Below are 23963 nucleotides of genomic sequence, written 5' to 3'. Positions count from 1 at the left end.
TTTCCCGATGCCATCACGGAGGTTGTCATGGCTACGTCTACCATTTCGAGCACCCCGCTCTCCCTCAGCGATCGTCTGACCGCTGGCGTCATCGCGCTCTTCATCGGCGCATTCCTCGTCTTCGGCGCCGGCCTTGCCAACTCGGCCGTGCTGCACGACACGGCGCACGACACCCGCCACTCCTACGGCTTCCCCTGCCACTGACCGATGCCTCGGAACGTCAACAACGTTCCGCATCGAACAATCTGCGGACCTGAACACATCCGGCCCGAGCCGGATGTCGGCTTGTGTGCATCCCGGTTTTTCCGGCGTGCGAACGCCATCCGCAGCACAGGCAAAATGGGAAGGCTCAAGGACCACGCCGCAGCGCGTGGCTTTTGTCGTTATCGAGGGATTTCAAGATGATTGTCAGAACGCTTCTGGCCGCGATCGTGGCTGGATTGATTGCCGGTGTCTTCATGACCGGCGCCCAGGAATTGCGCGTCACGCCGCTGATCCTGCATGCAGAGGAATTCGAAGGCGAGGCTCCGGCCCCCACCGAACAGCCCGCCGCCCAGCCGGGTGCGGCACAGCCTGCCGCGGAAAACCACGACCAGCATTCGTCGCTCAAGGCCGTGTCGCCGCTTAGCGCCTTGCTCGACGCATTGTCGCCGATCACACCCGCCTATGCCCATGAGGGCGAGCACGAGGAAGGCGGCATCATGTTCGGCATGAGCCGCTTCTCCGGCACGCTGATCGCGAACCTCGTCACCGGTTCCGGCTTCGGCCTGCTGCTCGCCGGCGTCAGCCTGGTGATCGGCTATCCGATCACGCTCAGGAACGGCGCGCTCTGGGGCGCCTGCGGCTGGCTTGCCGTGCACATGCTGCCGGCGATCGGCCTGCCGCCGGAACTGCCTGGCTTTCCGGCCGCCGAACTGGGTGACCGCCAGACCTGGTGGCTGGCAACGGTCGCGCTTTCGGCCGTCGGCCTTTATCTCGTCGTCCTGCGCGAGGAGATCGTCTCCAAGGTCGCGGGCCTCGTGCTGATCGCAGCGCCCCATGTCTACGGTGCGCCGCAGCCGCTCGACATCACCAGCAACGTTCCGGCCGTGCTCGGCGCAGAGTTTGCGGTGGCCGCACTCGCCACTACGCTCGCCTTCTGGATCGTGCTCGGCGTCGTCTCCGGCTTCATCAACGAGCGCTTCGTCAAGGCATAGTGGTCGCCGATCACGGATCGTCAGCAAGGCGACGGCGGGGTTCAGGCCCCGCCGTTTTGCATGAGATGCGCCGCCAGCCGCGCACGGCGATCTTCCGGCTCCAGCAGGACGCAGGTGTCGCAGAAGCTTCCGCCCTCCGTCTTGAAATAGAGACAGCAGCCGCAGCGGATCCGATACTGGCGTGAAATGTGTTCACCACTTGCCGGATCGACAGCCGCAATCTGCTCATAGCAAAGCTCATCAGAATAGAGCCGCGAGCCGGGCCGCTTGACGATCGCCAGCGCCTCGGCCATGCCGCGCGCCTCATCCCCGATCGCGCGGCCGATTTCGAGGAACGCGCCGGCCAGGGCATCCGCCGCGAGCCGCCACTGCGCCCCGCTCGAGAGGCCTGTCCGTGCCTTCAGGACTGCAATGACGGGTGCCAGATGAGCGACGAAGCCCTGTTCAAAAGCGCTGACGCCCTCCTCTCCACCCTTGCGCCCCATCGCCGGCGGCTGGAAGCGAAAATGATAGCGTTTGCCCGTGACTTCGGCACCACGGTGAAGCCGCGCCCAATCCTCGAAACGAATGCCGGCGACCTCCGGCTGCAGCCCGGCGCCGAGATGGAACGCGCCGAGGACCACGCTCAGCTGACGGCTATAGAAGGCGATCAGATGCGCCGCGCGGATCCGGTCGGTCATGCCGACCCCGAAGAAATCCTGATAGGCGAGCCCCGCCTCAAGGCCAGCGCTGCCCGCAGCCCAGAAGTCGCCCGGCGCGCTGAATTCGCTGGCCGCCGGCCCGAACGAGACGGCAGCCTCCGGAAACTGGGCACGCAGACGGTCGGCGACGGCCAGCGCCTGCGGCGCAAATGCGTCCGCGATCGCCGCTGTCGGCCGGTGGTCGTTCAAGCGCATGCCGTCTCCTTCGCCCATTCTCATCCCTTGGCGCTGGATGCGGGCGGATTGCCACGCGCACCCTCCCCCTGCCGCAGCCAGCCACCGTCGAAGCCCGCTCGTTGAAGACCAAGGCGGATCGCCGGTATGCCGCGCATCAGCGTCCAGACAAGGCCGCTTCGCCAGTTCTCGATCATCATGACAACGAGGCCCTGGTCAAGACCGACGACCCGCGCATCGATCCAGCCCTCCGGCCCGCCGCCACCGAGGCTTGGGTTGAAGCCGCCGGGAAAGCGCCCCTCGTTCAGAAGCCCCGGATAACTCTTCGCCATATGCACGAGGGAGGCCTGCGCCGCCTCAGGCTCGAACGGCAGGCAGGCAAGCGGCGCCCAGGGCACGAGCGTGCCGTCATCAGGGCCGTAGGGCGCGCCGCGGTTCACATAGCCGAAAAGCCGCTGCTGGCGCCCATCGCGAAGCCGCAGCCGGCCGCGCGGCGCATGGCAGGCGCTGAGGCCCCACAGGTGTTCACCATATCCGGCAAAGCGTCCGGGATTGGAGCGCGCATGGTCCCGCTGCAACTGGATGGCGCGCCGGGTATTTTCGAAATAGTCCGTTCCCCGCTCCCGCATCGGCCGGTCGGCCAGCCCACGCAGATCGAGCCAGGCCTGCGGGAAGAGATGGATGAAGAGCGGCGCCGCATGCAGGTGCGGCCGGCCCTCGACGGGGATCCAGTCATGGCCCTCGGCATAGGCCGCATAATGCTCCGGTTCGATCGCATGCTCGGGCGCGCCGAGTGCCAGCATATAGAGCAGCAACGCTTCGCTATAGCCCCGCCAGCGATGTTTCAAAAACCGCCCCGGCGGCCGCCAGCCCATCGTCAGCGTATCGCCGCGATTGAGCGCCCAGCGCCAATCGACCCGAGCATAGAGCCGGTCAGCAAGCGCACGGATCTCGCCTTCGACCGCGTCGTTCCGACAGAAATAGGCGGAAGCGGTCAGGACGCCGGCGATCAACAGCGCCGTATCGACCGTTGAAAGCTAGCTCTGCCAGGCGCGCTCGCCGGTCCGCATGTCGAGGAAGTGGTAGTAGAAGCCGCGATAGCCGGTCGCCTGCCGGTGGCGGGACTGCGGGCTTTGGGCAAGGAAGCGCAGGGTCGCCACCACGCGCCGCGCCGCATCGCCGCGCGAAAGCCAGCCGCGCTCGACGCCGATCGGGTAGCAGGAAAGGCCGAAGCCGGTCGCGGCGATACTCGCCGGCGCGCCCGGCAACGCGGTGTCGGCGATCAGCCCGGTGACCGGATCGGATTGTTCGAGGAAATAGCCGAACGCTGCCTGCTGCAATCGATCGATCTGAAATCGCTCGGTATTTTCGCTTCGCTGCTGCATCCCGCCTTTCCCGGTCGGCATCCGGGCTCATGCATGACCCGGCAAAATCACTCTTTAGTGAAGGCCAACTACACCCAAACGGTCGCCGAAATCCAATCTTGTGTTACAGTCTTCTAATCTGACCGCGCGCAATGACTGGTTGAAGCGATGTTGAGCGTGTTGGCGTTACTCCTTTCATTGAGTGGTGGCCCGAGCCCATCGACCGCCGAGGCGACGAATGTCGACGTCGAACTGATCCTGGCGGTCGACATGTCCGGCTCGATGGATCTCGACGAGGCCCGCATCCAGCGGGCCGGCTATGTCGAGGCGTTGCGGCACCGCGACTTTCTCGATGCCGTCGAAAGCGGTCAGCTCGGCCGCATCGCGATCGGTTATTTCGAATGGGCTGGAACGGTGAACGAATCCTCCGTCGTCGCCTGGCGGGTGATCGACACCGCCGCCGACGCGGATGCCTTCGCCAAGCTGATCGAGCAGCGCCCGGTCGGCACGCGGCGCGGCACCTCGATCTCCAACGCCATTACCTACGGCACCGCACTGATCGATTCCAACGCGTACAGCGGCGTGCGGCGGGTCATCGACATCTCCGGCGACGGGCCCAACAACATCGGCCCGCCGGTGCTTCCGGCCCGCGAGACCGCGATCGCGCGCGGCATCACCATCAACGGGCTCGCGATCCTCATCCGCCCGTCGGTTTCCACCGGCCCGCTCGACCAGTATTATGCCGAATGTGTCATCGGCGGCCCCGGCTCCTTCGTGCTGCCGGTGCACGAGCCCGAAGATTTCTCCATCGCGATCCGCCAGAAACTGGTGCTCGAAGTCAGCGGTCTGCAACCGCCGCCGACGATACGCTATGTCGATGCCTTCCCGGCCCCCGACTGCCTGGTCGGCGAGAAACTGCGGCCCGGCTTCCTCGACCGGGTCTATCCGGAACTCGACAAGTAGCCTCGCCCGACCTGAGGATCATGCGCAATCCCACGCAACCTTTGCGCGTCAGATTGTCGTTTCCCTTCGCCTCGTCCGACGATAAGATAGCGCGTTGCTTCGCGGATCGATTCATGTCCTTGACCACCACGCCCCATCAGGCCGAACTGGCCACCGACATCGGCAGTCAGCATATCCGCGATACGTTGCGCGATGCGATCGTCGAGCGGCGGCTTGCGCCTGGCACCAAGCTTTCGGAAAGCGACGTCGGCGAACTCTTCAATGTCAGCCGCACACTGGTGCGCGCCGCTCTGCAGGCTTTGTCCTATGAAGGACTCGTCAACGTCGAGAAGAACCGCGGTGCTTTCGTCGCCCACCCGTCCATCGACGAGGCGCGCCAGATCTTTGCGACCCGCCGGCTGATCGAGCCCGGTGTCGTGCGCGCCGCCGCCGCCCGGATCGGCAAGGCGGAGGTGTCAGAACTCAGACGCATGCTGGCAGCCGAGCGGCAACTGACCGAACAGCGCGGCCAATCGGCCCGTCGTGCGGAGATCAAGGCATCGGGCGATTTCCACCTGGCGCTTGCCGACCTCTCCGGTAACGCGATCCTGCGCCGCTTCATGGACGAACTCGTCGCCCGCTCCTCGCTGGTCATTGCACTCTACGGACAATCGACCGTTTCGAGCTGCGGCCACAGCGAACACGACGAAATCGTCAACGCCATCGAGCGCGGCGACATCGACGCAGCCGCACGGCTGATGGTCCACCACATCGACCATATCGAAGCCGACCTCGACCTGCGTGTTCTGAAATCGACCGACCTTAAGGCTGCGCTGGAACTCTGATCCCGCTTGCGCCTCAGTGTTCTCGGTAGGCGGCCACAACCTGCCCCGGCCTGGATCTTCGAAACCTTTCAACACCGGTCCGAACTCCACGGCGCGTCCCTGCCGCACGTCCCTTCGTTCGCCATCGACGAAGATGCGCCCACGAAAAGATCCCGCTCGCAAAGCCGAAGAGAAGTCGGCTGCCGTCAGCACGGACAAAAATCGACCGGCAACGTGGAACCATCCCGTCGCTCTTGCGTTGCCCTCTCGCTCGAAAAGACTGTGAACGAGGAATGCAATGAGCGAGAAACTCTTTCCCACTCCCATCCCCCTGAAACTATCGGCAAGACGGCAGACTGTGGTCAGAACGGTGTTCGAGGCCGTGGAACTGCTCCGGCAATGGCCGGGCCGTCGTGGACGGGAATATCGCGCAGCCCTGAGGCGTTGCCTGGATGCGCTGGATGGATTGACGAGTACGGACCGGGCGAGCCGCTGCTTTGCTGCCGCCGCCCGGGAATCGGGCCTGTTGCTGGCCTGATCCGGCGACCAGGATGTTCCGGAACCACAAGCGTGGTCCGGCACAATCAAGGGCGCGGAGTTTGAAGCTTTCACGATGCGCCGAAGGACGATCGGCGCGTCGCCCCGACCGAAGACGCCTCTGCTGCAATCAGCAAGATTTAAAGTCGCGCGCGGCGATCAGTCTGCGAGCTCGGCCGCTTCTTTCGGTCCGCGGTCGGCAAGCGCCTTGAGCGCCGCCTTGTCGAGCCGCCAGTCCGGCGCGCCGTAACCGAGCGGCCACTTGTACGGCTCCTTGTCGTTGAAGAAGACGACGGTTGTCAGAAGCGGGAAGGCCTGGCGGTAGGTCTGCTGATCCAGGATTTCGGCATACCATGCGCGCCTGTAGTCGGCCGAGCCGGAGACCCCGAGTTCGGCGACGATCACGGGCTTGCCGTAACGCGAAACGCGCTGGTACTTTTCCTTGAGCGCTTCGACGAAACGCCGTTCGCGCCCCCAGTAATCGACATCCATTTTCTGCAGGCCCCAGACCGGGATGCCGATCGCATCGACGACATCGTCGCCCGGATAGTAGGCCGCGAGATTGCGATGGCCCTTCGGCGACCAGACATAGCGTGCAGCCGGCGCCAGTTCCCGGCACTTGCGCACGAAATAGCGGAACGCCGCCTTGTAGCCTTCGCTGTCGCGGCGCGCCCAGGGATAGCGCTCGCCGGGCTCTTCCATCTCATGGCCCCAGCGAATGTAGACCTGTCCGCCGAAATCGGCGGCGCGCGTGCAAATGTCGGTGATCTCGCGATCGAAGCGGCCCTTGCCGATATCGGCAAACAGCCGGTTGCCACCGGCGCGCCAGTCGGCGGCGTGGGTATAGGGCTCGACCGACAGCATCAGCGCCCGACCCTGTCGTGCCGCGTTCGCGAATTTTCGCTTCAGCTGCGCCCGATCCGGTTTCTGCCAGTAGACGAAGACATGCTCGAGCGTCAGCGCGTCGCTGTCTGCGACCGCGTCATGCGGATCGTAGACACCGATTTCCACCGTGCGCGCTTCCCGACCTCTTGCCTCAGGCGTGATGGCGGCGGTCGTCATCGTTCGGTCGATACCGTCGATGGCATCCTGCGCGCAGGCCGGCGTCGCTCCGGCAACCGCCAGAAGCACCAGCGCGCCAGCGCCGAGGACCGATCTTGGTAATGCAATAGGCAACGATATTCTCCGGCGGGCCACATGTCGCACCGCATGAAATCAGACATGGCTTGCTGCGCGCTGGAAACCTGTGCGACCGCGAGGCCGTGGGCATCATGCCCGGATGGCGAAAAGGCCGGCCGCTACGGCTGTCGACCGCCGCAGTGTCCATGATCGGTTGCGCCCGGCTTGCCGAACGCGAAAGGCCGTTAGAGCGATGCTCTCAGGAAGCAGTGCGACGTGCGCCCGAAGCCGCTCGGCGAGCAGATATAGGGCGCGCGGCCGAGATAGGCGGTCGTGCGTCTGCGCGTCGGCGCCGGCTCGACGATATCCTCGTCCGCCTCGGCGACTTTCAGATCCTTCGCTTCCTTGCGAACCTTGATCGCCGGGCTGGCATAGGCGCTCGAATGGCCCGAAGCAAACAGCGGCGTTTCGCTGATGACCGTCGACGAGCAGCCGGCGGACAGAAGCAGGAGGCTGAGAACTGATGTTGTCGGTACGAGAAACTTGAAACCCGAAACGGCGGTGCGGCTTGCGCCGGCACATGCGGATTTGATTCGCATAAACGTCCTTTCGAATAGCGGTCCAGCCGCCCGGGGCTTCCATAGGGCGAAACGGCGGCGATCTTCAACCCCCTCCTTCATTATTCATTGCTTAAATTAAAAATTCCTTTCGCGGCGTTTTCCGCCATGGTTGTGCCGGCCACTTTCGCCATGCGCTGACGGACGTCGGTGCCTCACGGACAACAAGCGCACAGCATCGGCGTGGGCTATCAGCGAAACAATTTCGGAAAAGCAAAGGCTTGCCGAGGCGGCCGCATCGCGCCATCGGCGAACGGCGATCCGTCTCCGCCGCTTCCGCACCACCACGCCCGGTGGCAATCTCCGGCTGACGCCACGGCTGATACCCCCTGACAAAAAAAATCGACTCGCCGCCGGCTCGTCACCGAAATCCGCAGCACGGCCGGCGCGCCGGAACGAAGGATTTCCCTCACTCCCATTTTTAGCTATCGCGCATTTACAGATCCTTGACCTCTGATGGCCACCTTGGAGCGAGGCGCAACATGTTTGAGCGTATGCGCCCACTCCAAAACTGCCCGCCTCCCGCGGGCATTTTTTTGTGGCCCTCCGCCCCAAGCGCATCGCCGACCGGCATTGCCCGAGACCTCCCCCTTCTCCTGCGCGCGCCGCAGACGCTCGGCGCCCGCAATCGTCCCACGGGTTGAGAACTTTTCAAGGTCCGCCCCCTGACCCCGACGGCCAGGAAGCCGCGATCGCTTCGCGCCTGCGTGTTTACCACACTGCGAAAGTCCCATTGCGCGAATTTAAGGAGTTGTTAATAATAAAAAGGGGAGAGCGAGGGGCAATCCAAATTGCATCAGGGCACGGGTACCGACATCGTCGGAGCCGCCGGCATCGCTGGCGCGCGCATAACCATCATCGTTTCCGCACTCGGCGCTGGCGGCACCGAGCACGTCGTCAGCCTCGTTGCCAGCCACTGGGCCCGCCTCGGCTGCGCTGTCACGGTGATCACGCTCGAAGCGCCAACCTCCGCCCCCTATTACCGGCTCGATCCACGCGTCGCCATCGAGCGGCTCGACGTGCCGGCCCAGAAGGCCGGCAAGCTGCGCGCCGCCTGGCTGGTGGCACGAAGGCTCTCCCGGCTGCGCTCGACCATCAGCCGCACTCGTCCCGACTTCGTCCTGAGCTTCCTGACGCGCACGAACGTGTTGACGCTTCTTGCAACACGGGGCCTCAGGCTTCCGGTGATCGTGTCCGAGCGTAACAACCCGGCCGTGCAGCCCTTCGGCCCCTTCTGGAAATGGCTGCAGCTTCGCCTCTACCCGCGCGCCTTTGCGCTGGTGACCATGACCAAGGGGGCCCTCGACTATTTCCCGCCGGATGTTCGCCGCCACGGGCGGGTGATCGCCAATGCCATCAACCTGCCCACGGGCTGGCAAAAGAAGCGCGGCAACAATGTGCTCACCGCCGTCGGCCGGCTGACAGAGCAAAAAGGCTTCGATCTGCTGCTCGAGGCCTTCGCCAAGGTGGCCGCCGACCACCCCGAATGGAAGCTCGTCATCTGGGGCGAAGGCGAAGCGAGAAAAGCGCTGGAGGCCCAGCGCGACGCGCTTGGCCTTGCTGAGCGAGTGGAAATGCCGGGCGTCACGCCGAAACCCGGCCTCTGGGTCGAAACCGCCGATCTCTTCGTCCTGTCGTCCCGCTACGAAGGCTGGGGCATCGCCCTGCTCGAAGCCATGGCCGCAGGCCTCCCCGTCGTTTCCTTCGCCTGCAATTGGGGCCCGACCGACATGATCGCCCAAGGCGAAGACGGCATCCTCGTCGAAAACGGCAACATCGACGCCCTGGCGACCGCCCTCTCCAACCTGATGGCCGACGAGCCCCTCCGCGCCCGCCTTTCCGCCAACGCCGAAGCCAATGTCAGGCGCTACGACGCCGATCATATCCTTACCCAATGGGACGCCATGGCGCTGTCGGCACTGGAACACTCCCCCACCCGCAAAGCCGCGATCAAGCAGCCGAGCTTGCCCGTTTCGGGCGAACTGGCAAGCTGGATGTACATGGCAAGCTGGATTTTTTGAGTGGTGGGCCTGGAGGGCCCACGAAGGTCGAGCAGAATCAATTGGTTACCGGAAAGGTTAGCCAACGCAGTTCAATGATTGTTCTCGGATTTTGGCGAACTTATCAAATGGTCGCGGAGGACCATCAAATCCGATACAAAAATTCGTTCAAGGCCCTAGAAAGTTCAACTGAACGGAGCGGTTTCTTCTGCCTTTCTTAAACTACTGGTTTTATCGCTGACAAATCGGTTCAGGTTTGGAGAGGAACGGTGAAGAAGGTAGTATTTGGCGGGGTACTAATCCCCTTAGCTATCACCATAGGTGCATTGTGGTGGGAGTTGCCGATTTTCCCGGGCGGCAATCAGATGACGAAAACAGATGTGTGGTCCGTCATCGGGACACTCTTGAGTTACTTGGGAGTGCTTTTTTCAGCGTATGCCGCATACGAGGTCGGGTCGCTATCTAGAAAGTATTTCGCAAGAACTAGGTTTCCAGAAATAAAAAGTAGTTTGACGGCGATTACGACGGCAATGGCCAAGACTGCCAGTAAAAGCGCGTTGGAGTTAAGGCCCGAACGGTTTATTTCACAAATACCCGTTTCCCTTGGAGAGATAGAGCGAATCCCGGGACATAGAATGCATTCGCTGATAGAGCGTGCAAAAAAAGAAAGGGCGAGCCTCATCGAGTGGCTCAACGACCCCGGTAGAAAGGCTTCCTTTGCCAACGATGCAACGGTTTACTGGGACTTATTCAGAACTATCAACGAGATCTCTGAAGAAATAACGGCGTACCTGAAAGAGCAGGAGGCGAAATAATGGCCTACAACACGAATGACTGGGTGAGAGCAATTACAAAGCTAATTGAGCTCACGTCGAAGCAGGAAGCATCCTGGGATTTATCCAGTTCCTACGATACAGATCCGTGGACGGAAGTCGATAGAGCCTACGAAACGCTTCTAAACGGCGCGAGGTATGTTGTTAAATCTTCTAGGTATCGTCACTATCATGATGAAGACGAATGGTCTTGGGCGAACAAATTTGAGTTCGAGGTATATAAAATCAGATCGAATGAAGATTACATTAGAATAGCGAAAGCACCTGATCTAAATGTGATCACGAACTTATACGCAGTTGTCGAGGACAACTTTGCTTATAAGGAAAACGCTCTCAGCGGTCTTCTCCCCTAAGGCACGGCAAAAACCATTCGCGCCTTCATGGATCCCTGTGGATTGCCGGGCGGGAACGACGCCAATCAGCTCCGCCGTCGCAGCCTCAGGGCTGCGACCACGCGTGACCGGCTAGCCAAACGCCGGAGGGCAGATGCCCTCCGGCCAATCTCAGAAATGGCGCCCCTGCTGGCACCGACTTAATTGGTAGCGCGGGACCGTCTCACGTCATCCCCCCGCTTCTCGATCCGACGTTTCGTAGCGTGAACCCCGATATCCCGAGACGCAAAGCATTCTTGGGTTAGAGCCTCAGTTGCTCATCACCTTCACCGCTCGGTGTATCATCGTTATCAGCCTCTTTGTCCGCAGTAGGAGACGGAAGCAGCTTCTGAGCGGGCGGGCTGGCGAGCATCAACATCTCGACCGCTGTTTTGGCTCTCGTGTAGAAATTCTCTACTGCGGAGAAAGCGTCATCCGCGGCGATAACACCAGCAAGCACAACGCCGACGATTGCCGCCGCCCTTCCATACGACGATTTACGCTCCTTCGGCGCGATGGTTGCGGCCTGCTTAATGATTGCATGCGTTTCGAAGAGTTTTTCCCCGATCGCTGCCGAGCCGTAGACATCAAACAACTCTATCATTTTGATCGAGGTTCGAATGGCTTGGGCCACCAATTGAGCAGCATAGTCGGCGGAACCCTCAACTGCGCTCAAGGCCAGGTTGAGATTTTGGATATGCTCTCGGCGCTCTTCATCACTCAAGACCACGACCGGAGCGACGTTGGCAAGGCTTCCACCAGCCATGTCGATCGTCAGAAGGTGCTTGTCCTGAAACGCATGCTTTTTCGCCTCATGCCAATGGGACTGCCAGAAGCGCTGATCAGTGAAAGATTGCAATTGCGCTACGGCCGCCTCCAGATGGCCTCGGTGACGTTCATTTGCGATCGCATTTTGCGCCACCTCAAGAAATCGCCTGAAGCGCAGGCGAATTGCTGAAATGAAGGAAAAATACTCGGGCGACTCCGGGTCCACCCCAATGAGGCCAGCCAAAACACTCGAAGTTGATCCCCCCGTGTGTATTTGGTTGAAGGTCTCACACATCCGGTGGATTTCTTCGGCTTCGTTGCTGAGGGTGGGCATCCGTCCCATGTTTCCTTGGTTGCGCTCGGTTGAAACGCCACCTTGCTCAACTGCTAGAAGAACGTCAATGCCAAGGCCGCCCCGCATGCCCTCCCGCCAACCTTTTGGGCTCATGCCCCATGCCGGGGCAAATTAAGCGCACGAAATCAGCCTCTTGCCGGATTGTGGGACAGACCGTAGGAACCTCGTTTCGTAATATTTTTCCCGCCCGCGTCTCACGCCATGTAAAAAAAGGGCCCGGCGGTAACCGGGCCCATCGTCTGATTGCTAGATTGTCTCCGCGTAGTGATCGAGGTAAACCTCGCCCCATTCAGTTCCATCGAGCGCGGTAAGTTTGTGGAAACCTGTTTCGAGGCTGTCGGCCTCTAACTTGCCGGCTAGATCCCGAAGCACACGCGCCGCCTCTTTTAAGACTGCAGGTTCCTTTTCCCCCTTCACATCAATTTCGACGTGACACGTTAATCCCACGCGCCAATCCGGATCTGCAAACCCAACACGGGTGACCATACCATCGTTGCTCATGGCATATCTCTCCTTCTATTTGGAAAGGTGCTCATCAGCCTAATCGGACCATTCCGACGCTGGGTTCTAAGCTGGGCGACTGTTTCAGATTGCGCCAGGCGTCACCCTTATGCTCACATGCGCAAATCGATACTAGTTCAGGGCAATTTAGTGAGCAAGTAGATCCGGGAGAAGCCGATGCCAATTGTAACTGAGCACCCGGCAATCGTTCGGGCGCCGAGCGACGACCAAATTGTTTGGCGCTTCATGTCTGTCGAGAAGCTGCTGTCGCTTCTCACTACGTCGAGCCTGTATTTCTGTCAGTTGAAGCTTTTGCAGCGAGACGATCCCTTTGAAGGGCACTACACGAGCGCGCAGATCCAGGCGCGCGCGCGGGTCTCGTCGGATCCAGCTCTCATCCAGGCCATCGGCGACGAATTTCTCAAACGCTCTGGCGCCGCAGAAAGCCAGGGCTTTCGCGATAACATCAGGCGAATTTACTCACCCGAAAACCTAGAGATGATCGCCAACGTGATCGCCCTGACTTCCTACATAAATTGCTGGCACCTGAACCCCCATGAGTCCGCTGCGCTTTGGAAGATCTACTCAGCGATTGACGCAGGGATAGCCATACGCACTACGGTCGGACGTTTGAAAAGCGCCATCAGGGCGGATGGAGATGTGTATCTCGGCTGCGTCGAATATGTAGACTATTTCAAGGAAATGCTCCCTGACGGGAATGCCATGGTTCCTGCGTTCCGGAAGCGAGTAAACTTCTCTCACGAGAGCGAACTTAGGCTGTATATAAGCGAGATGCCGGTCAAGCAGGACAATCCTTCGGACGCCCCCCAGACGGGAGACCTCACAAAGAACCCACCTGGTATCAACGTTCCCTGCGACCTGCCTACACTCATCGAGGAGTTGGTCGTCAGCCCGCTAAGCCCTGCCTGGTTCGTCAAAGCCATTGAGAACGTTGTCGAGCACTACATGGGAAAAGTCCCGGTGAACCGCTCCACGATTTTGTCAGGCCCTCAATATTCAGGACTACGTGGGCAGTGAACGGGATAACCGTTTAATCTCATAGACCACTGTCTTAGCGCCGCGCTTCTTCACCCCCTTAAAGGACGGGTGCCGCAGTTTCTTGTCTTCCGACCAGGCGCGATACTCGACATCAGCGACCAGTACCGGCTCGATAAAGACTGCCTCTTTCCGCGCCAACTTCACAACCGTTCTTCACAATCCAGACAGTGGATTGACGCTTTGGGAAAGAGTGGAACGTCACTTAGTAAAGGAAGAGGCAAACGGTCGCTGGAGCCTTGAAGTCACTCCGTACCAACTTCTCACGTCCGACTCCAAGGAACTCCTTTTGGAGAGTTTCCGCCGCACTGACCCCGAGAGTTCCCGCCGCAACCGTATGGCGCTGGACAGGGAGCTTATCCAGCGCGTTCCTGACGAAGAAGAAGTCTTCGTCACGATCGATGAGTGGATTAACAAGATCATCAACTACAGAAGGGCCTGTTTTTCGTTCGGTTCGCCCGAAGGCGAAGATCCTGAAACGGCCGTCCATTTCTACTTGGCCGGATTCTCGCCCGGTGCCGTGTTTGATTGGCTCTTTCCGTGGCTCAACTACCGTTACCATGAGGCTCCCGACCCCGAGGGGAATGGAGAAGTCGCGTGGCACATTTTCAGCGTCGAACTGAACGAGATCGGAATAGGTTTTCTTGCCGTTGAGGACTATTTCCGCACGGGCGCCCCCCCGGCGGCGATGACACGATCCCTGAGCCGTCTGAAGAGGACGTACCTTACGCCTATCAGTTCCATAGGGTTCTGAGGGAAGACTGGGAACAAGAAGCGACGACAGAGAGAAGAATAGCGTAATAGACACGCATCCTTGGCGGAACCGCATTGCTCCGGTGGTTTCGAAAAACCGATAAAGGGCGTCAAACTATTTTGGCTAACCTGTTTGGTTAACCAGAACACAACTGATTGAAATCGTTAAATTTTGGTGGGCCCGGAGGGACTCGAACCCCCAACCAAGCGGTTATGAGCCGCCGGCTCTAACCATTGAGCTACAGGCCCACTCTGGATCCGTTCCTGTCCTCAAACCGTAACGGTCCAGGGATAAGACACGGGGTGCAGCAACTTTAAGTGCTACGGTGGCCTTTGCGCTTCTGAACGAGGCGTGGCACCGTCTTGATCCAGGCCCGCGAACCAATGGCAGTTTGCGGGGTGGCCAAGGCTCTAGCGGAAAACCTTTTTGCGGACAAGCCATTGCCGCAATGCTCACACAATCGATAGCCAAGAAGACGCTTGGGACGGAACAACCGGAGAGACATTGAAGATGATTTCCACACGCACTGCCCGCACGCTTTCGATCGCCGCCTTCGCTGCAGCTTTTGCTGGCGTTGCCGCCGCTCAGGCGCAGGAGACGGACAAGGACAAGGCGACCATCATCGTTGCCGGCGAAGGCCGCGCGACGACCGCGCCGGACATGGCAGTCCTGCAACTGAGTGTCGTCAAGGATGGCAAGACCGCGCGTGAAGCGCTGGACGCCAACAACAAGACCATGGCCGAAGTGCTGAAGGCGCTGAAGGACGGCGGCATTGCCGATCGCGACCTGCAGACGAGCGGCTTCATGCTCAACCCGCAATACACCTATCCGACCAACACAGACGGCAGCAACCGCGCGCCGGAACTGATCGGCTACCAGGTGACGAACGGCGTCAGCGTCCGCGTTCGCGATCTCGCCAAGCTCGGCGAAGTCATCGACAAGTCGGTTTCGCTCGGCGTCAACCAGGGCGGCGGCGTGCAGTTCACCAACGACAAGCCGGAAGCCGTAATCACCGAAGCGCGCAAGGCCGCCGTTGCCGATGCCGTCGAGAAGGCCAAGGTGCTCGCCGAAGCTGCCGGCGTCTCGGTCGGCAAGATCGTCAACATCTCCGAGCAGGGCTTCCGCCCCGAGCCGGTGCCGATGATGCGCGCCGGCATGGCCAAGGAATATGCCGCCGATAGCGTTCCGGTCGCGACCGGCGAAAACAGCTACAACGTGACGGTCAACGTGACCTTCGAAATCAAGCAGTAAGCGTCCAACAGGGCCCACCGTTAAGCGCGGGCCCTCGCATCTTCCTTGCCCCTGGCTCCGGAACCGGCGCCAGGGGCAAATTCGTTTGGGGGACACGATTGCTGGACCTCAGGCGCTCTTCGGCGGGCCAGACCGGCCGATGGCCAGTTGTCGCCGACCGCTGCCCTGATGACCGCTGGCTGCGTCGGCAAGCAGCACCCGGCAGCACCCGCGCTCCCGTCTCCGATTGTGAGCCTCCGTTTGTCTTGAGGATAAGGCGCGGCACCTTTTCACCGGATGACCTATCCCGCGGCCAAGCCGCAAGGTGGTCGGTCAGATACCGCAGGTCAGCAGACAGGGATGAGGGTCGCTCGGTAGGCGCCCGCGATCGTCGAGCCGGTCAAGAAGCGTCAACAACGCCCTTCGATAAGGCCGGAGTTTGGCGCGGCCTCAGACCGGAAAGAGGGACGCCGCCTCGACGATCCTACCGAGCCGCGCATTCCCTCTGACGTCGCGCCGCAACACTGGAAATCGTCAAGAGAAGGGCTCACCGTGTGTCGTGCGCCACGCGCGCGGTCCCGCATTGGGGAACGACAAGCTACAGATGCTAGCCACCCCTCAGCGGTCAACCTCTGCCACGCCACGACGAGAAGGCCGCGTGACCCGAGAGGCATGACAAACAAAAAAGCCCCCCATGCCGTAGCATGAGGGGCCATTCTTCCGCCGGCCGGGGGAGACGAGGCGGGAAGATTGCTTGGATGTTACCAGCGGCCGATCGTCGGGCAGCCGCGGGCGTTTGCGAAGACGATCGTCTGGCGGTAGCCGTCGCGACGGCCTTCGACGACGACGCGGCGCGAGGAAACGTCGGCAACATAGGCGCGGCGGAAGCCACGGTCGCGGGCCTTGTCGACGGCCATCCAGGGGGCGCAACGGCCGCGGCGGTCACGGTCCCAGTGGCGGTCGCGGCCGCGACCCCAGTCGCGCTCGTCGCCATAGCCGCCGTTGTGATCGCGATACTGCACGTCGACGCCGCCGCGCGGGCCGAAGCCGAATTCGATCGAGTCAGCCGAAGCGGTGGAGGCAGCGCCAAGCAGGCCGGTCATTCCGATGACGGCAGCAGCAGCGGCGTTAAAAAAGCGGTTCTTCATAAGATCTCTCCAGGCTTGAAGGGTTCAAAGGGCAATCACCGTCCCAAGCGATTGATCAGAGGATAGGGTCGCGAAGCTGAACGACAGCGGAACCCGATGTTCATGGGAGGTTCAGGTTGCCAGAACCTGACGATCGGCCCCTGCGCCAAGGCACATCTACCTAGATAAGGTATTGCTTATAAACGAATATTTCGAAGGACTTTTCTCGAAACGCAAGCGCTGCGAAGGGCTTTCGCCCAGGCCCGGACAGGCGACGAATCAGGCGACAAAATCGGCATGCGAGAGACGACTCGCGCCGATATTTCCGGCTCAAAGCACGGTCAGGCGACCGACGGGCGGTGAAAAAAGCAAAAAGGAAGGGCACCGGCGGCGCGCAACCGTCGGCGATCTATCGCTTAACCGGCAAGCGCCCGTTCGAAGACGCGAATGTTGCGATAATGGCTGAGGCGGGTGATGGCGCCGTCCTCGATCTCGAAGACGAGGACGCTCGGAATGGAGTAGCTCTGGCCCGTTGCGGGCGGAAATCCCTCCATCGTCTCGCGGTAGGTGCCGCGCGCCGTCAGATCGGCGGCGACGCGCTGGCCGAACGCGTCACGCATCAGCACCACGTCGCCGAACTGCTCGTCGAAGCGGCGCAGATAATTCATCAGCCAGGCGCGCAAGGGGCCGACGCCGACGGTGCGCTGACCGGTGAGCGAATCGAGCTCGACGTCCTCGTTGACGAGCCGCGCCAGCGCCTCGAAATCCCGCTGGTTCAGCGCCTCGATGAAGCGGCTGGCAATCGTCTGTGCATCGGTCATCCCTGCTCCTCCCCGGCATGAAAGGCCGGCTCTCAAGGCTCTACTCGTGCCCCATTATCTAGAACCGCTCCGCCGCCATTCAATCGCGCGCCGTTCGATCAGCCGGAAAGATGCAGGACGATCTCGCGGCGATGCGGGCGGTCGCGGTGCTCGAAGAGATAGAGCCCCTGCCAGGTGCCGGTGAGCATGCGGCCGCCAGCGACGGGGATGCCGAGCGATACCGGCGTCAGCGCCGCCTTGATATGCGCCGGCATATCGTCAGGCCCCTCCTGGGTGTGCACGATCCAGCGCATGGAGGGATCGGAGGACGGCGGCACGAGGCGGCGGAAAAAGCCGTCGAGATCGCGCTTTACATCCGGGTCGGCATTTTCCTGGATGAGAAGCGAACAGGAGGTGTGCCGCACGAAGACGGTGAGCAACCCCTCGCCTCCCGCGTTGGCGCGCACGAAGGCCGCCGCCTCGTCGGCAAATTCATAGAGCCCCTGGCCATGAGTGGCGATGGTGATGCGCGTTTGCGGCATGAAGGCCTCCGGCAGTCGGCCGCATCCGCCGGGCTGGCGGTGCGACCGGTTGATATGCCCAATGCTTCTATCCCCGGACCGTTCCCGGTCCAAGACGATCTGCCGCAAACCGCCGCGGTGGCGTGCCTACATCTGCAGGAAGGTCTCGAAACCGCCATAGATCATGCGCTTGCCGTCGAACACCTGCTTCCAGGCATCGCCCTGCAGCCGCGGATCGGCCATGACCTTGGCAACGATCGCGTCGCGTTCGGCGCGCGACTTGTAGGTGATCCAGGAGAAAACCACGGTTTCATCGTCCTTGGCCTGGACCGAACGGGGAAAGGACGTCACTTCGCCATAGGGCGCGTCGTCCGCCAGGCATTCGTTGTAGGAGAGTGCACCGTGCTCCATCCACACCACGCCCGCCGCCTTCGCCATCGCCTTGTAGGCCTCGATATTCGCCTTCGGCACGGCAACGATAAAGCCATCCACATAGGTCATCGACTTAGTCTCCTCTGTTCGTTCTACGAACATAGGACGCAGGGCGGGCAAGAGTTCCGACATCGGCACGGAATTTTCTTTCGGGCCGCAGCGCTGTGCTTGTCGGAATGGCGCTCCGCCGTTCGTCCTTCGCGCGTAGCATCCAAATCGGGAGACACCCATGCAGAAGATCACGCCGTTTCTCTGGTTCGACGATCAACTGGAGGACGCAATCGCTTTCTACACCGCCATTTTCCGCAACACCCGCATCACCGACGTCAAGCGCGGTCCCGACGGCAGGGCCTTTACCGCTTCCTTCGAGCTCGAGGGTCAGCACTTCATGGGGCTTAACGGCGGGCCGCATTTCAAGTTCAGCGAGGCCGTGTCGTTCTTCCTGCGCTGCACCGACCAGGCGGAGGTGGATTACTACTGGGACAGGCTGTCTGATGGCGGCACGCCGCAGCGCTGCGGCTGGCTGAAGGACCGGTTCGGCCTCGCCTGGCAGATCATCCCGGACGCGCTGATGCGCCATCTCGGCGATCCCGATCCGGCGCGTGCGGCCCGCGCCCAGCAGGCGATGATGGGCATGGTCAAGATCGATGTCGCGGAACTCGAACGGGCGGCCGCAGGTTAGGCGGAAAGACAGCGCTCAGCCGGGCGCGGCCTCAGCTGCCGCAACCTCGAAGCTGCCGGCTGTAGGCGGAGGCCATGCCGGCCGCGCGCTTGGCGCCGGTCTTGGCCGTATCGCTCCAGTTGCCGCGGGCATAGCCGGCGTGGCCATGATAGTAGGCGATGTAGAGCCTGTAGGCGTCGTTGAGGGCGATGCCGTTTCGCTGGGCGCTTTCGCGGTGGTACCAGGCGATAAAGCGGATCGCGTCGCCAAAGTCCGAACGCCGCGCCGCCCAGCGGCCTGTCTCGCTCTGATAGCGCGCCCAGGTGCCGTCGAGCGCCTGGGAATAGCCATAGGCGGTCGAGGCGCGCGTCCAGGGAATGAAGCCGAAAAGCTTGGTGCGTGGCGGCCGGGCATTATGGCGGAAGCCGGATTCGGTATAGATCGTCGCCATCAGGATCGGCACGGGCACGCCGTACTCACGCTGGGCGCTATAGGCTTCCCGGCGCCAATTGTTGAAAAGGCCATCTCGCTGCTCGAAAACCGCGCAGGCATTCCGGGTGTCTCTCGGCACCGTTCCGCAGCCGGCCAGCAACAGGAGGACGACGACAAATACGCAACGCATCGCTGAACCTCTTGCTTCCCCGGGGCAACCGCTTGCACGCGGCAAGATATGGCCTCGGGAAAATATGCTCGAACACCACGTGCCGCCCGTCGGGGGCAGCGGCGCTCCAGAAATTGATAAAACGTAAACGTTAAGGATCTCTTTTGATTCAAAGGAGAACGATCCGCCTCCCCTGCCAGACCATTGAAATTCATAAGCCGGAGGTTTTACGATCGCACAAATCCGCAACCGCGCCGAAGCCTGGATGGCGCAAGGGAGAGACTTGATGCGCCTTCGTACCCTGCTGTTGGTCGCGGGATTGCTTGCCACGACTGGCGCTGCGCGCGCCGACGAATGCGCCGATGCCAGCGACCAGGCGACGATGAATGCCTGCGCCGGCAAGGCGCTAAAGGCTTCCGACGCCGAACTGAACGCACTCTACCGGCAAATCCAGGGGCGCCTCAAGGACGACGCGGAAAAGACGAAGCTGCTCGTCACGGCGCAAAGGGCATGGGTCGCCTATCGTGACGCCGAATGCGACTTTGCAAGCTCCGGCGTCGCCGGTGGCTCGGCCCAGCCGATGATCACGCTTGAATGCCGCGACGACCGCACGAAGAAGCGCGTTGCCGACTTCAAGACCTATCTGAGCTGCGAGGAGGGCGACCTCAGTTGCGTCCTGCCGGCGGCAAACTGACTCGGAAAAGAGCGATGGCCGCGGCACTCGCCGTGGCGCTCCTCTGTCTTGCCGGCGGCGGCGCCGGCGCGGCAGACATCGATGCGCTTTATCGCAGTGACGCGATCGTCACCGGCACGGGCGAAGCCAACCGCGAAATCGGCTTTCGCGAATGCCTGCGTGAGGTGCTCGTCAAAGTGTCCGGCGATCCGGCGATCACGGAGGCGCCCGGATTTGCTGCAGCGGAGGCCAGGGCCGGCAGCTTCGTTTCGGCCTTCTCCTATCGCGACCGGCTCGAAGGCATCCCGATCCATGACGAACAGGGCACGCATGACCGCCCGCATGATCTCAGCTGCCGCTATCGGCCGGCAACGCTCGATCCGCTGCTCGCAGACCTCGGCCGCAAGCCATGGCTCTCCCCTCGCCCCAGGATCGCCGTGTGGCTGGCGGTCAAGGACCAGAAGCGCCGCTTCGTGCTGGCGCGCGACGGCAGCGAAAGCCCCTACATGACGGATTCGCTTCAGGCAGCGGCAGAGCCACTGGCGCTCTCGGTCGTGCTGCCGGATGCAGCGACCGTCACTGCCCGCAAATCCGCGCTCGGTACCCTGCCGCACGCGGATCCCGCGCAACTCTTCTCGCCCGCGGCACAGACCGGCGGGGACATGCCGCTTATCGGCACGCTCGTCTGGTCCGATGCCGCCCGCGGCTGGATCGCCCAATGGCAGATGGACGCGGGCGGCAGGCGCTATCGCTGGCATGTGAGCGGCGTGAGCTTCGACGACGCCTTTCGCAACGCCATGCGCGGCGCCGCCCGCATCCTCTCGGGAAACGGTGCACCGTGAACGAGGCATCCGGCGTTATGACCGCCATTTGCCGCACGGCCGCAACGTCGGCTGTTCATCCAAGCGAGGCGATCAGTTCGCGATAGGCAGCCTCAGGGAAGGCTTTCAGCGTCGTCGAGCGCACGTTGCCGGCCATGCCCAGCGTGAGCGCGAAGCGTGCGGCCACCGCATCGTCAGGCGCTTCGACGATGGCCACCATGTCGTAGTCGCCCATGGTCAGGAAGAAATGCTTGAAGGAGCCGCCCATCTCGCCGAGCACATTCCGTGCGAGGTCGAGCCGCTTCGGGGAATCGCGCACATTCTTGACGCCTTGCTCGGTCCAGTTGAGGAGCATGACATACGTCGTCATCTGACACCTCCACGGGGGCACGCTTCACGCCCGCGGTGCGATTGCGCCCGCGTACAAGACGGGGTGCCCCAGATTACTGCGAAGGGGCGACTATACTCCCCGGCGAAAGCGCCCACAATAAATCGCATGGGTGAGGCGGAAACGAAAAAGCCGGGCATTTGGCCCGGCTTTCGATCTTTACCTGTATCCGACTTTAGCTGTCGAGGAAGCTTCTGAGCTTCCTGGAGCGGCTCGGATGCTTGAGCTTGCGCAGCGCCTTCGCCTCGATCTGGCGGATACGTTCGCGGGTAACCGAGAACTGCTGGCCGACTTCTTCGAGCGTGTGGTCGGTGTTCATGCCGATGCCGAAGCGCATGCGCAGAACGCGCTCTTCGCGCGGCGTCAGCGAAGCGAGAACGCGGGTCGTCGTCTCGCGCAGGTTCGCCTGGATGGCGGCGTCGATCGGCAGCAGTGCGTTCTTGTCCTCGATGAAATCGCCGAGGTGCGAGTCTTCTTCGTCACCGACGGGCGTTTCGAGCGAGATCGGCTCCTTGGCGATCTTCAGGACCTTGCGGACCTTTTCGAGCGGCATGGCGAGCTTTTCAGCCAGCTCTTCCGGCGTCGGTTCGCGGCCGATCTCGTGCAGCATCTGGCGCGAGGTACGGACGATCTTGTTGATCGTCTCGATCATGTGCACCGGAATACGGATCGTACGGGCCTGGTCGGCGATCGACCGGGTGATCGCCTGACGGATCCACCAGGTGGCGTAGGTCGAGAACTTGTAACCGCGGCGGTATTCGAACTTGTCGACCGCCTTCATCAGGCCGATGTTGCCTTCCTGAATGAGGTCGAGGAACTGCAGGCCGCGGTTGGTGTATTTCTTGGCAATGGAGATGACGAGGCGCAGGTTCGCTTCGACCATTTCCTTCTTGGCGATACGCGCTTCGCGCTCGCCCTTCTGCACCATGGATACGATCCGACGGAACTCGGCGATCGAGATGCCGGTTTCGGTCGCAAGGTTCTGGATCTCCTGGCGGATGTCGCGGATCGTCTGGTTTTCGCTCTTGGCGAATTCCTTCCAGCCCTTGCCGGCCAGGTTGCTGATCGACTTCATCCAGTTCGGGTCGAGTTCGGCACCCGAATACTGTTCCAGGAACGAGTCACGCTTGACGCCGTAGGATTCGGCAAGGCGCAGCAGGCGGCCTTCGTTCTGCATCAGGCGCTTGGAGATGTCGTAGAGCTGCTCGACCAGGCTGTCGACGCGGTTCTGGTTGAGCGACAGCGACTTGACCGCCTTGATCAGCTCGTCCTTGAGCTCCTTGTAGCGGCGCTCCTGGGCAGGCGAAAGCGTGCCGGTGGCAGCAAGGCGGGCTTCCACCTGCTGGTCCTGCAGCTTGCGCAGCTTCTTGTAGGTCTCGGCAATGATGTCGAGGGTTTCCATGACCTGCGGACGCAGTTCCGCTTCCATGGCGGCGAGCGAAAGGTTCGACTCGTCGTCGTCTTCCTCTTCCTCCTCGGCCGGCATGACATCGCCGCCGACATTGGTGATGTCGTCGTCGTTGGCAGGCGAACGGACCTTGCGGGTCTTTTCCTTTTCCTCGGCAGCCTTGCGGTCGGCCTCGATCTTTTCCGGGCTCTGGAATTGCGGTGCAGCCTTGGCCTCAGGCCCGGAATAGGTGGTTTCGAGATCGATGATCTCGCGCAGCAGCGTCTGGCCTTCGTTCAGTTCGTCGCGCCAGATGATCAGCGCCTGGAAGGTCAGCGGGCTCTCACAGAGACCGGCGATCATCGTCTCGCGGCCAGCCTCGATGCGCTTGGCAATCGCGATTTCGCCTTCGCGGGAGAGAAGCTCGACCGAGCCCATTTCGCGCAGGTACATGCGCACCGGATCGTCGGTACGATCGGTCGGCTCTTTCTTCTTGCTGGTCGCAAGCGACGTGCCGCTGGAAGGCGCGAGTTCGCCACCTTCGCTGTCGCCGTCGTCGTCGCCGCCCTCGTCGTCACCGCCGCTGGCTGCCTCTTCGGCTTCCTCGTCCTCGATCACGTTGATGCCCATGTCGGACAGCATCGCCATCGTGTCTTCGATCTGTTCGGAGGTGACTTCTTCGGACGGAAGGACCGAGTTGAGCTCGTCCATCGTCACGTAGCCGCGCTTCTTGGCGGCCTTGATCATCTTCTTGACAGCGTCATCGGAAAGATCGAGAAGCGGGCCGTCCGGAGCGCCTTCGCGTTCTACGTCAGCTTCTTCGTTTTCTTTGACTTTGGTTGCCATTTAGTTCGTCGCTTTCCTTGTCGCAACCGGCGTGAGCCCGGTGCCAATGCCGCTCGAAGGTCCGGGTGCGCCGCGCACCCGCCACCGAATCATTTCCCCTGACGTAACGGGATGATGTTTAATTCCTGTTTAACCACGAGTGTACTCGTGGCAAAGCGGGCAAGCTCCGACAGTCCTGCCACTGAAACGTCTCTGGCATGATTCCCTAACCGCCGTGTCATCTCGCCATTTCTTATTCGGAAATGGTGATTCCCAGAATTTTCGATCCCGTCAAGCATTTCCGCTGAAAAACCGGATGATTCGGTAAAAATCACCGTTCCTATCGCTTTTTGGGGTTTATCAGCTTCCGCTGAAGATGTAGGCG

General features: G+C 61.6%; 27 protein-coding genes, 1 tRNA gene and 1 pseudogene. 14 read left to right on the top strand and 15 right to left on the bottom strand.

The window, feature by feature from the left end:
• The first annotated feature begins 27 nt into the window (after window positions 1-27).
• Together OKW20_RS17720 and OKW20_RS17715 are read left to right on the top strand one after the other, a co-directional pair.
• The gene (locus tag OKW20_RS17720) at window positions 28-204 is read left to right on the top strand and encodes a CbtB domain-containing protein (RefSeq protein WP_034791966.1); all 177 of its coding nucleotides are present in this window, start codon (window positions 28-30) and stop codon (window positions 202-204) included.
• A gap of 197 nt (window positions 205-401) precedes the next feature.
• The gene (locus OKW20_RS17715; RefSeq protein WP_429173876.1) at window positions 402-1196 is read left to right on the top strand and encodes a CbtA family protein; all 795 of its coding nucleotides are present in this window, start codon (window positions 402-404) and stop codon (window positions 1194-1196) included.
• 41 nt (window positions 1197-1237) lie between these two features.
• On the opposite strand, the gene OKW20_RS17710 is transcribed toward OKW20_RS17715, so the two are convergent.
• Window positions 1238-2092 carry a ferric iron reductase gene (locus OKW20_RS17710; RefSeq protein WP_429173875.1) on the bottom strand — a complete coding sequence of 285 codons (855 nt, stop codon included), beginning with the start codon at window positions 2090-2092 and terminating at the stop codon, window positions 1238-1240.
• A gap of 20 nt (window positions 2093-2112) precedes the next feature.
• Window positions 2113-3456: pseudogene (locus tag OKW20_RS17705) on the bottom strand (glucoamylase family protein).
• Window positions 3457-3603: 147 nt separating this feature from the next.
• On the opposite strand from OKW20_RS17705, the gene OKW20_RS17700 reads away from it, so the two are divergent.
• From OKW20_RS17700 to OKW20_RS17690, 3 genes are all read left to right on the top strand, one after another.
• Window positions 3604-4398 carry a DUF1194 domain-containing protein gene (locus OKW20_RS17700; protein ID WP_192446857.1) on the top strand — a complete coding sequence of 265 codons (795 nt, stop codon included), beginning with the start codon at window positions 3604-3606 and terminating at the stop codon, window positions 4396-4398.
• Window positions 4399-4511: 113 nt separating this feature from the next.
• A complete protein-coding gene (locus OKW20_RS17695) occupies window positions 4512-5222 on the top strand; it encodes a GntR family transcriptional regulator (protein WP_429173874.1) in 711 nt (236 codons plus the stop codon).
• A 277-nt stretch (window positions 5223-5499) separates the two neighbouring features.
• Window positions 5500-5739 carry a DUF982 domain-containing protein gene (locus OKW20_RS17690; RefSeq protein WP_034791960.1) on the top strand — a complete coding sequence of 80 codons (240 nt, stop codon included), beginning with the start codon at window positions 5500-5502 and terminating at the stop codon, window positions 5737-5739.
• A 158-nt stretch (window positions 5740-5897) separates the two neighbouring features.
• Here the strand turns inward: OKW20_RS17690 and OKW20_RS17685 are convergent, their stop codons facing one another.
• Entirely contained in the window at window positions 5898-6914 is a 1017-nt protein-coding gene (locus OKW20_RS17685) for a glycoside hydrolase family 26 protein (protein WP_429173872.1), read from the bottom strand.
• Between the two features lie 188 nt (window positions 6915-7102).
• Window positions 7103-7456 (bottom strand): hypothetical protein, encoded by a 354-nt coding sequence (locus tag OKW20_RS17680; RefSeq protein WP_043624570.1) that lies wholly within the window; start codon window positions 7454-7456, stop codon window positions 7103-7105.
• 809 nt (window positions 7457-8265) lie between these two features.
• Between OKW20_RS17680 and OKW20_RS17675 the strand changes: the two genes are divergently transcribed.
• From OKW20_RS17675 to OKW20_RS17665, 3 genes are all read left to right on the top strand, one after another.
• On the top strand, window positions 8266-9495 hold the full coding sequence (locus OKW20_RS17675) for a glycosyltransferase family 4 protein (protein WP_429173869.1): 1230 nt from the start codon (window positions 8266-8268) through the stop codon (window positions 9493-9495).
• A 248-nt stretch (window positions 9496-9743) separates the two neighbouring features.
• Window positions 9744-10289, top strand: a complete 546-nt coding sequence (locus OKW20_RS17670) for a hypothetical protein (RefSeq protein WP_429173867.1) — start codon at window positions 9744-9746, stop codon at window positions 10287-10289.
• The gene (locus OKW20_RS17665) at window positions 10289-10660 is read left to right on the top strand and encodes a hypothetical protein (RefSeq protein WP_429173865.1); all 372 of its coding nucleotides are present in this window, start codon (window positions 10289-10291) and stop codon (window positions 10658-10660) included. The genes OKW20_RS17670 and OKW20_RS17665 overlap by 1 nt, the downstream gene beginning before the upstream one ends.
• A 280-nt stretch (window positions 10661-10940) precedes the next feature.
• Here the strand turns inward: OKW20_RS17665 and OKW20_RS17660 are convergent, their stop codons facing one another.
• Complete coding sequence (locus OKW20_RS17660) at window positions 10941-11894, bottom strand: hypothetical protein (protein WP_429173863.1); 954 nt, start codon at window positions 11892-11894, stop codon at window positions 10941-10943.
• A 153-nt stretch (window positions 11895-12047) separates the two neighbouring features.
• Entirely contained in the window at window positions 12048-12302 is a 255-nt protein-coding gene (locus OKW20_RS17655) for a hypothetical protein (protein ID WP_429173861.1), read from the bottom strand.
• Window positions 12303-12479: 177 nt separating this feature from the next.
• Here OKW20_RS17655 and OKW20_RS17650 point away from each other — a divergent pair, with 177 nt between their 5' ends.
• Window positions 12480-13340 carry a hypothetical protein gene (locus OKW20_RS17650; RefSeq protein WP_429173860.1) on the top strand — a complete coding sequence of 287 codons (861 nt, stop codon included), beginning with the start codon at window positions 12480-12482 and terminating at the stop codon, window positions 13338-13340.
• On the opposite strand, the gene OKW20_RS17645 is transcribed toward OKW20_RS17650, so the two are convergent.
• Window positions 13326-13505, bottom strand: coding sequence for a hypothetical protein (locus OKW20_RS17645; protein WP_429173858.1), 180 nt, complete (start codon window positions 13503-13505; stop codon window positions 13326-13328). The two genes, OKW20_RS17650 and OKW20_RS17645, sit on opposite strands and share 15 nt — an antisense overlap.
• On the opposite strand from OKW20_RS17645, the gene OKW20_RS17640 reads away from it, so the two are divergent.
• Window positions 13423-14112, top strand: coding sequence for a hypothetical protein (locus tag OKW20_RS17640; RefSeq protein WP_429174566.1), 690 nt, complete (start codon window positions 13423-13425; stop codon window positions 14110-14112). The two genes, OKW20_RS17645 and OKW20_RS17640, sit on opposite strands and share 83 nt — an antisense overlap.
• 172 nt (window positions 14113-14284) lie before the next feature.
• Here the strand turns inward: OKW20_RS17640 and OKW20_RS17635 are convergent.
• A tRNA-Ile gene (locus OKW20_RS17635) sits at window positions 14285-14360 on the bottom strand.
• A 262-nt stretch (window positions 14361-14622) separates the two neighbouring features.
• Between OKW20_RS17635 and OKW20_RS17630 the strand changes: the two genes are divergently transcribed.
• Complete coding sequence (locus tag OKW20_RS17630; RefSeq protein WP_402319665.1) at window positions 14623-15363, top strand: SIMPL domain-containing protein; 741 nt, start codon at window positions 14623-14625, stop codon at window positions 15361-15363.
• Between the two features lie 740 nt (window positions 15364-16103).
• On the opposite strand, the gene OKW20_RS17625 is transcribed toward OKW20_RS17630, so the two are convergent.
• The 4 genes from OKW20_RS17625 to OKW20_RS17610 all read right to left on the bottom strand — a co-directional run bounded on the left by OKW20_RS17625 (window position 16104) and on the right by OKW20_RS17610 (window position 18291).
• The gene (locus tag OKW20_RS17625) at window positions 16104-16490 is read right to left on the bottom strand and encodes a hypothetical protein (RefSeq protein WP_402319668.1); all 387 of its coding nucleotides are present in this window, start codon (window positions 16488-16490) and stop codon (window positions 16104-16106) included.
• A 395-nt stretch (window positions 16491-16885) separates the two neighbouring features.
• Window positions 16886-17290 carry a ketosteroid isomerase-related protein gene (locus OKW20_RS17620; protein WP_192446863.1) on the bottom strand — a complete coding sequence of 135 codons (405 nt, stop codon included), beginning with the start codon at window positions 17288-17290 and terminating at the stop codon, window positions 16886-16888.
• 98 nt (window positions 17291-17388) lie between these two features.
• Entirely contained in the window at window positions 17389-17811 is a 423-nt protein-coding gene (locus tag OKW20_RS17615; RefSeq protein WP_429173856.1) for a secondary thiamine-phosphate synthase enzyme YjbQ, read from the bottom strand.
• Window positions 17812-17937: 126 nt separating this feature from the next.
• Window positions 17938-18291, bottom strand: coding sequence for a DUF1428 domain-containing protein (locus OKW20_RS17610; RefSeq protein WP_043613276.1), 354 nt, complete (start codon window positions 18289-18291; stop codon window positions 17938-17940).
• Window positions 18292-18451: 160 nt separating this feature from the next.
• Here OKW20_RS17610 and OKW20_RS17605 point away from each other — a divergent pair, with 160 nt between their 5' ends.
• Entirely contained in the window at window positions 18452-18904 is a 453-nt protein-coding gene (locus OKW20_RS17605) for a VOC family protein (protein ID WP_429173854.1), read from the top strand.
• Window positions 18905-18935: 31 nt separating this feature from the next.
• Here OKW20_RS17605 and OKW20_RS17600 read toward each other — a convergent pair whose 3' ends face one another.
• Complete coding sequence (locus OKW20_RS17600) at window positions 18936-19505, bottom strand: hypothetical protein (RefSeq protein WP_429173852.1); 570 nt, start codon at window positions 19503-19505, stop codon at window positions 18936-18938.
• Between the two features lie 265 nt (window positions 19506-19770).
• Here OKW20_RS17600 and OKW20_RS17595 point away from each other — a divergent pair, with 265 nt between their 5' ends.
• Together OKW20_RS17595 and OKW20_RS17590 are read left to right on the top strand one after the other, a co-directional pair.
• Window positions 19771-20178, top strand: coding sequence for a lysozyme inhibitor LprI family protein (locus OKW20_RS17595; protein ID WP_402319683.1), 408 nt, complete (start codon window positions 19771-19773; stop codon window positions 20176-20178).
• A 14-nt stretch (window positions 20179-20192) separates the two neighbouring features.
• Window positions 20193-20999 (top strand): DUF2066 domain-containing protein, encoded by an 807-nt coding sequence (locus tag OKW20_RS17590; RefSeq protein WP_429173849.1) that lies wholly within the window; start codon window positions 20193-20195, stop codon window positions 20997-20999.
• A gap of 55 nt (window positions 21000-21054) precedes the next feature.
• Here the strand turns inward: OKW20_RS17590 and OKW20_RS17585 are convergent, their stop codons facing one another.
• Both OKW20_RS17585 and rpoD read right to left on the bottom strand, forming a co-directional pair.
• The gene (locus OKW20_RS17585) at window positions 21055-21348 is read right to left on the bottom strand and encodes a GYD domain-containing protein (protein WP_034803438.1); all 294 of its coding nucleotides are present in this window, start codon (window positions 21346-21348) and stop codon (window positions 21055-21057) included.
• 193 nt (window positions 21349-21541) lie between these two features.
• Complete coding sequence (gene rpoD, locus OKW20_RS17580; RefSeq protein ID WP_043613292.1) at window positions 21542-23599, bottom strand: RNA polymerase sigma factor RpoD; 2058 nt, start codon at window positions 23597-23599, stop codon at window positions 21542-21544.
• Between the last annotated feature and the right edge of the window lie 364 nt (window positions 23600-23963).

The organism is Ensifer sp. LBL (genome assembly GCF_050435225.1).
Classification (GTDB): domain Bacteria; phylum Pseudomonadota; class Alphaproteobacteria; order Rhizobiales; family Rhizobiaceae; genus Ensifer.
This window is presented reverse-complemented; position numbering and strand designations above follow the sequence as displayed.

Bases quoted from the DNA above. Each gene is read 5' to 3' on its own strand.
- OKW20_RS17660 (WP_429173863.1), bottom strand. From the start codon at position 11,894: ATGAGCCCAAAAGGTTGGCGGGAGGGCATGCGGGGCGGCCTTGGCATT.
- OKW20_RS17680 (WP_043624570.1), bottom strand. From the start codon at position 7,456: ATGCGAATCAAATCCGCATGTGCCGGCGCAAGCCGCACCGCCGTTTCG.
- OKW20_RS17700 (WP_192446857.1), top strand. From the start codon at position 3,604: ATGTTGAGCGTGTTGGCGTTACTCCTTTCATTGAGTGGTGGCCCGAGC.
- OKW20_RS17665 (WP_429173865.1), top strand. From the start codon at position 10,289: ATGGCCTACAACACGAATGACTGGGTGAGAGCAATTACAAAGCTAATT.
- OKW20_RS17710 (WP_429173875.1), bottom strand. From the start codon at position 2,092: ATGCGCTTGAACGACCACCGGCCGACAGCGGCGATCGCGGACGCATTT.
- OKW20_RS17625 (WP_402319668.1), bottom strand. From the start codon at position 16,490: ATGAAGAACCGCTTTTTTAACGCCGCTGCTGCTGCCGTCATCGGAATG.
- OKW20_RS17695 (WP_429173874.1), top strand. From the start codon at position 4,512: ATGTCCTTGACCACCACGCCCCATCAGGCCGAACTGGCCACCGACATC.
- OKW20_RS17605 (WP_429173854.1), top strand. From the start codon at position 18,452: ATGCAGAAGATCACGCCGTTTCTCTGGTTCGACGATCAACTGGAGGAC.
- OKW20_RS17720 (WP_034791966.1), top strand. From the start codon at position 28: ATGGCTACGTCTACCATTTCGAGCACCCCGCTCTCCCTCAGCGATCGT.
- rpoD (WP_043613292.1), bottom strand. From the start codon at position 23,599: ATGGCAACCAAAGTCAAAGAAAACGAAGAAGCTGACGTAGAACGCGAA.
- OKW20_RS17655 (WP_429173861.1), bottom strand. From the start codon at position 12,302: ATGAGCAACGATGGTATGGTCACCCGTGTTGGGTTTGCAGATCCGGAT.
- OKW20_RS17600 (WP_429173852.1), bottom strand. From the start codon at position 19,505: ATGCGTTGCGTATTTGTCGTCGTCCTCCTGTTGCTGGCCGGCTGCGGA.
- OKW20_RS17630 (WP_402319665.1), top strand. From the start codon at position 14,623: ATGATTTCCACACGCACTGCCCGCACGCTTTCGATCGCCGCCTTCGCT.
- OKW20_RS17590 (WP_429173849.1), top strand. From the start codon at position 20,193: ATGGCCGCGGCACTCGCCGTGGCGCTCCTCTGTCTTGCCGGCGGCGGC.
- OKW20_RS17610 (WP_043613276.1), bottom strand. From the start codon at position 18,291: ATGACCTATGTGGATGGCTTTATCGTTGCCGTGCCGAAGGCGAATATC.
- OKW20_RS17715 (WP_429173876.1), top strand. From the start codon at position 402: ATGATTGTCAGAACGCTTCTGGCCGCGATCGTGGCTGGATTGATTGCC.
- OKW20_RS17650 (WP_429173860.1), top strand. From the start codon at position 12,480: ATGCCAATTGTAACTGAGCACCCGGCAATCGTTCGGGCGCCGAGCGAC.
- OKW20_RS17615 (WP_429173856.1), bottom strand. From the start codon at position 17,811: ATGCCGCAAACGCGCATCACCATCGCCACTCATGGCCAGGGGCTCTAT.
- OKW20_RS17585 (WP_034803438.1), bottom strand. From the start codon at position 21,348: ATGACGACGTATGTCATGCTCCTCAACTGGACCGAGCAAGGCGTCAAG.
- OKW20_RS17620 (WP_192446863.1), bottom strand. From the start codon at position 17,290: ATGACCGATGCACAGACGATTGCCAGCCGCTTCATCGAGGCGCTGAAC.
- OKW20_RS17690 (WP_034791960.1), top strand. From the start codon at position 5,500: ATGAGCGAGAAACTCTTTCCCACTCCCATCCCCCTGAAACTATCGGCA.
- OKW20_RS17595 (WP_402319683.1), top strand. From the start codon at position 19,771: ATGCGCCTTCGTACCCTGCTGTTGGTCGCGGGATTGCTTGCCACGACT.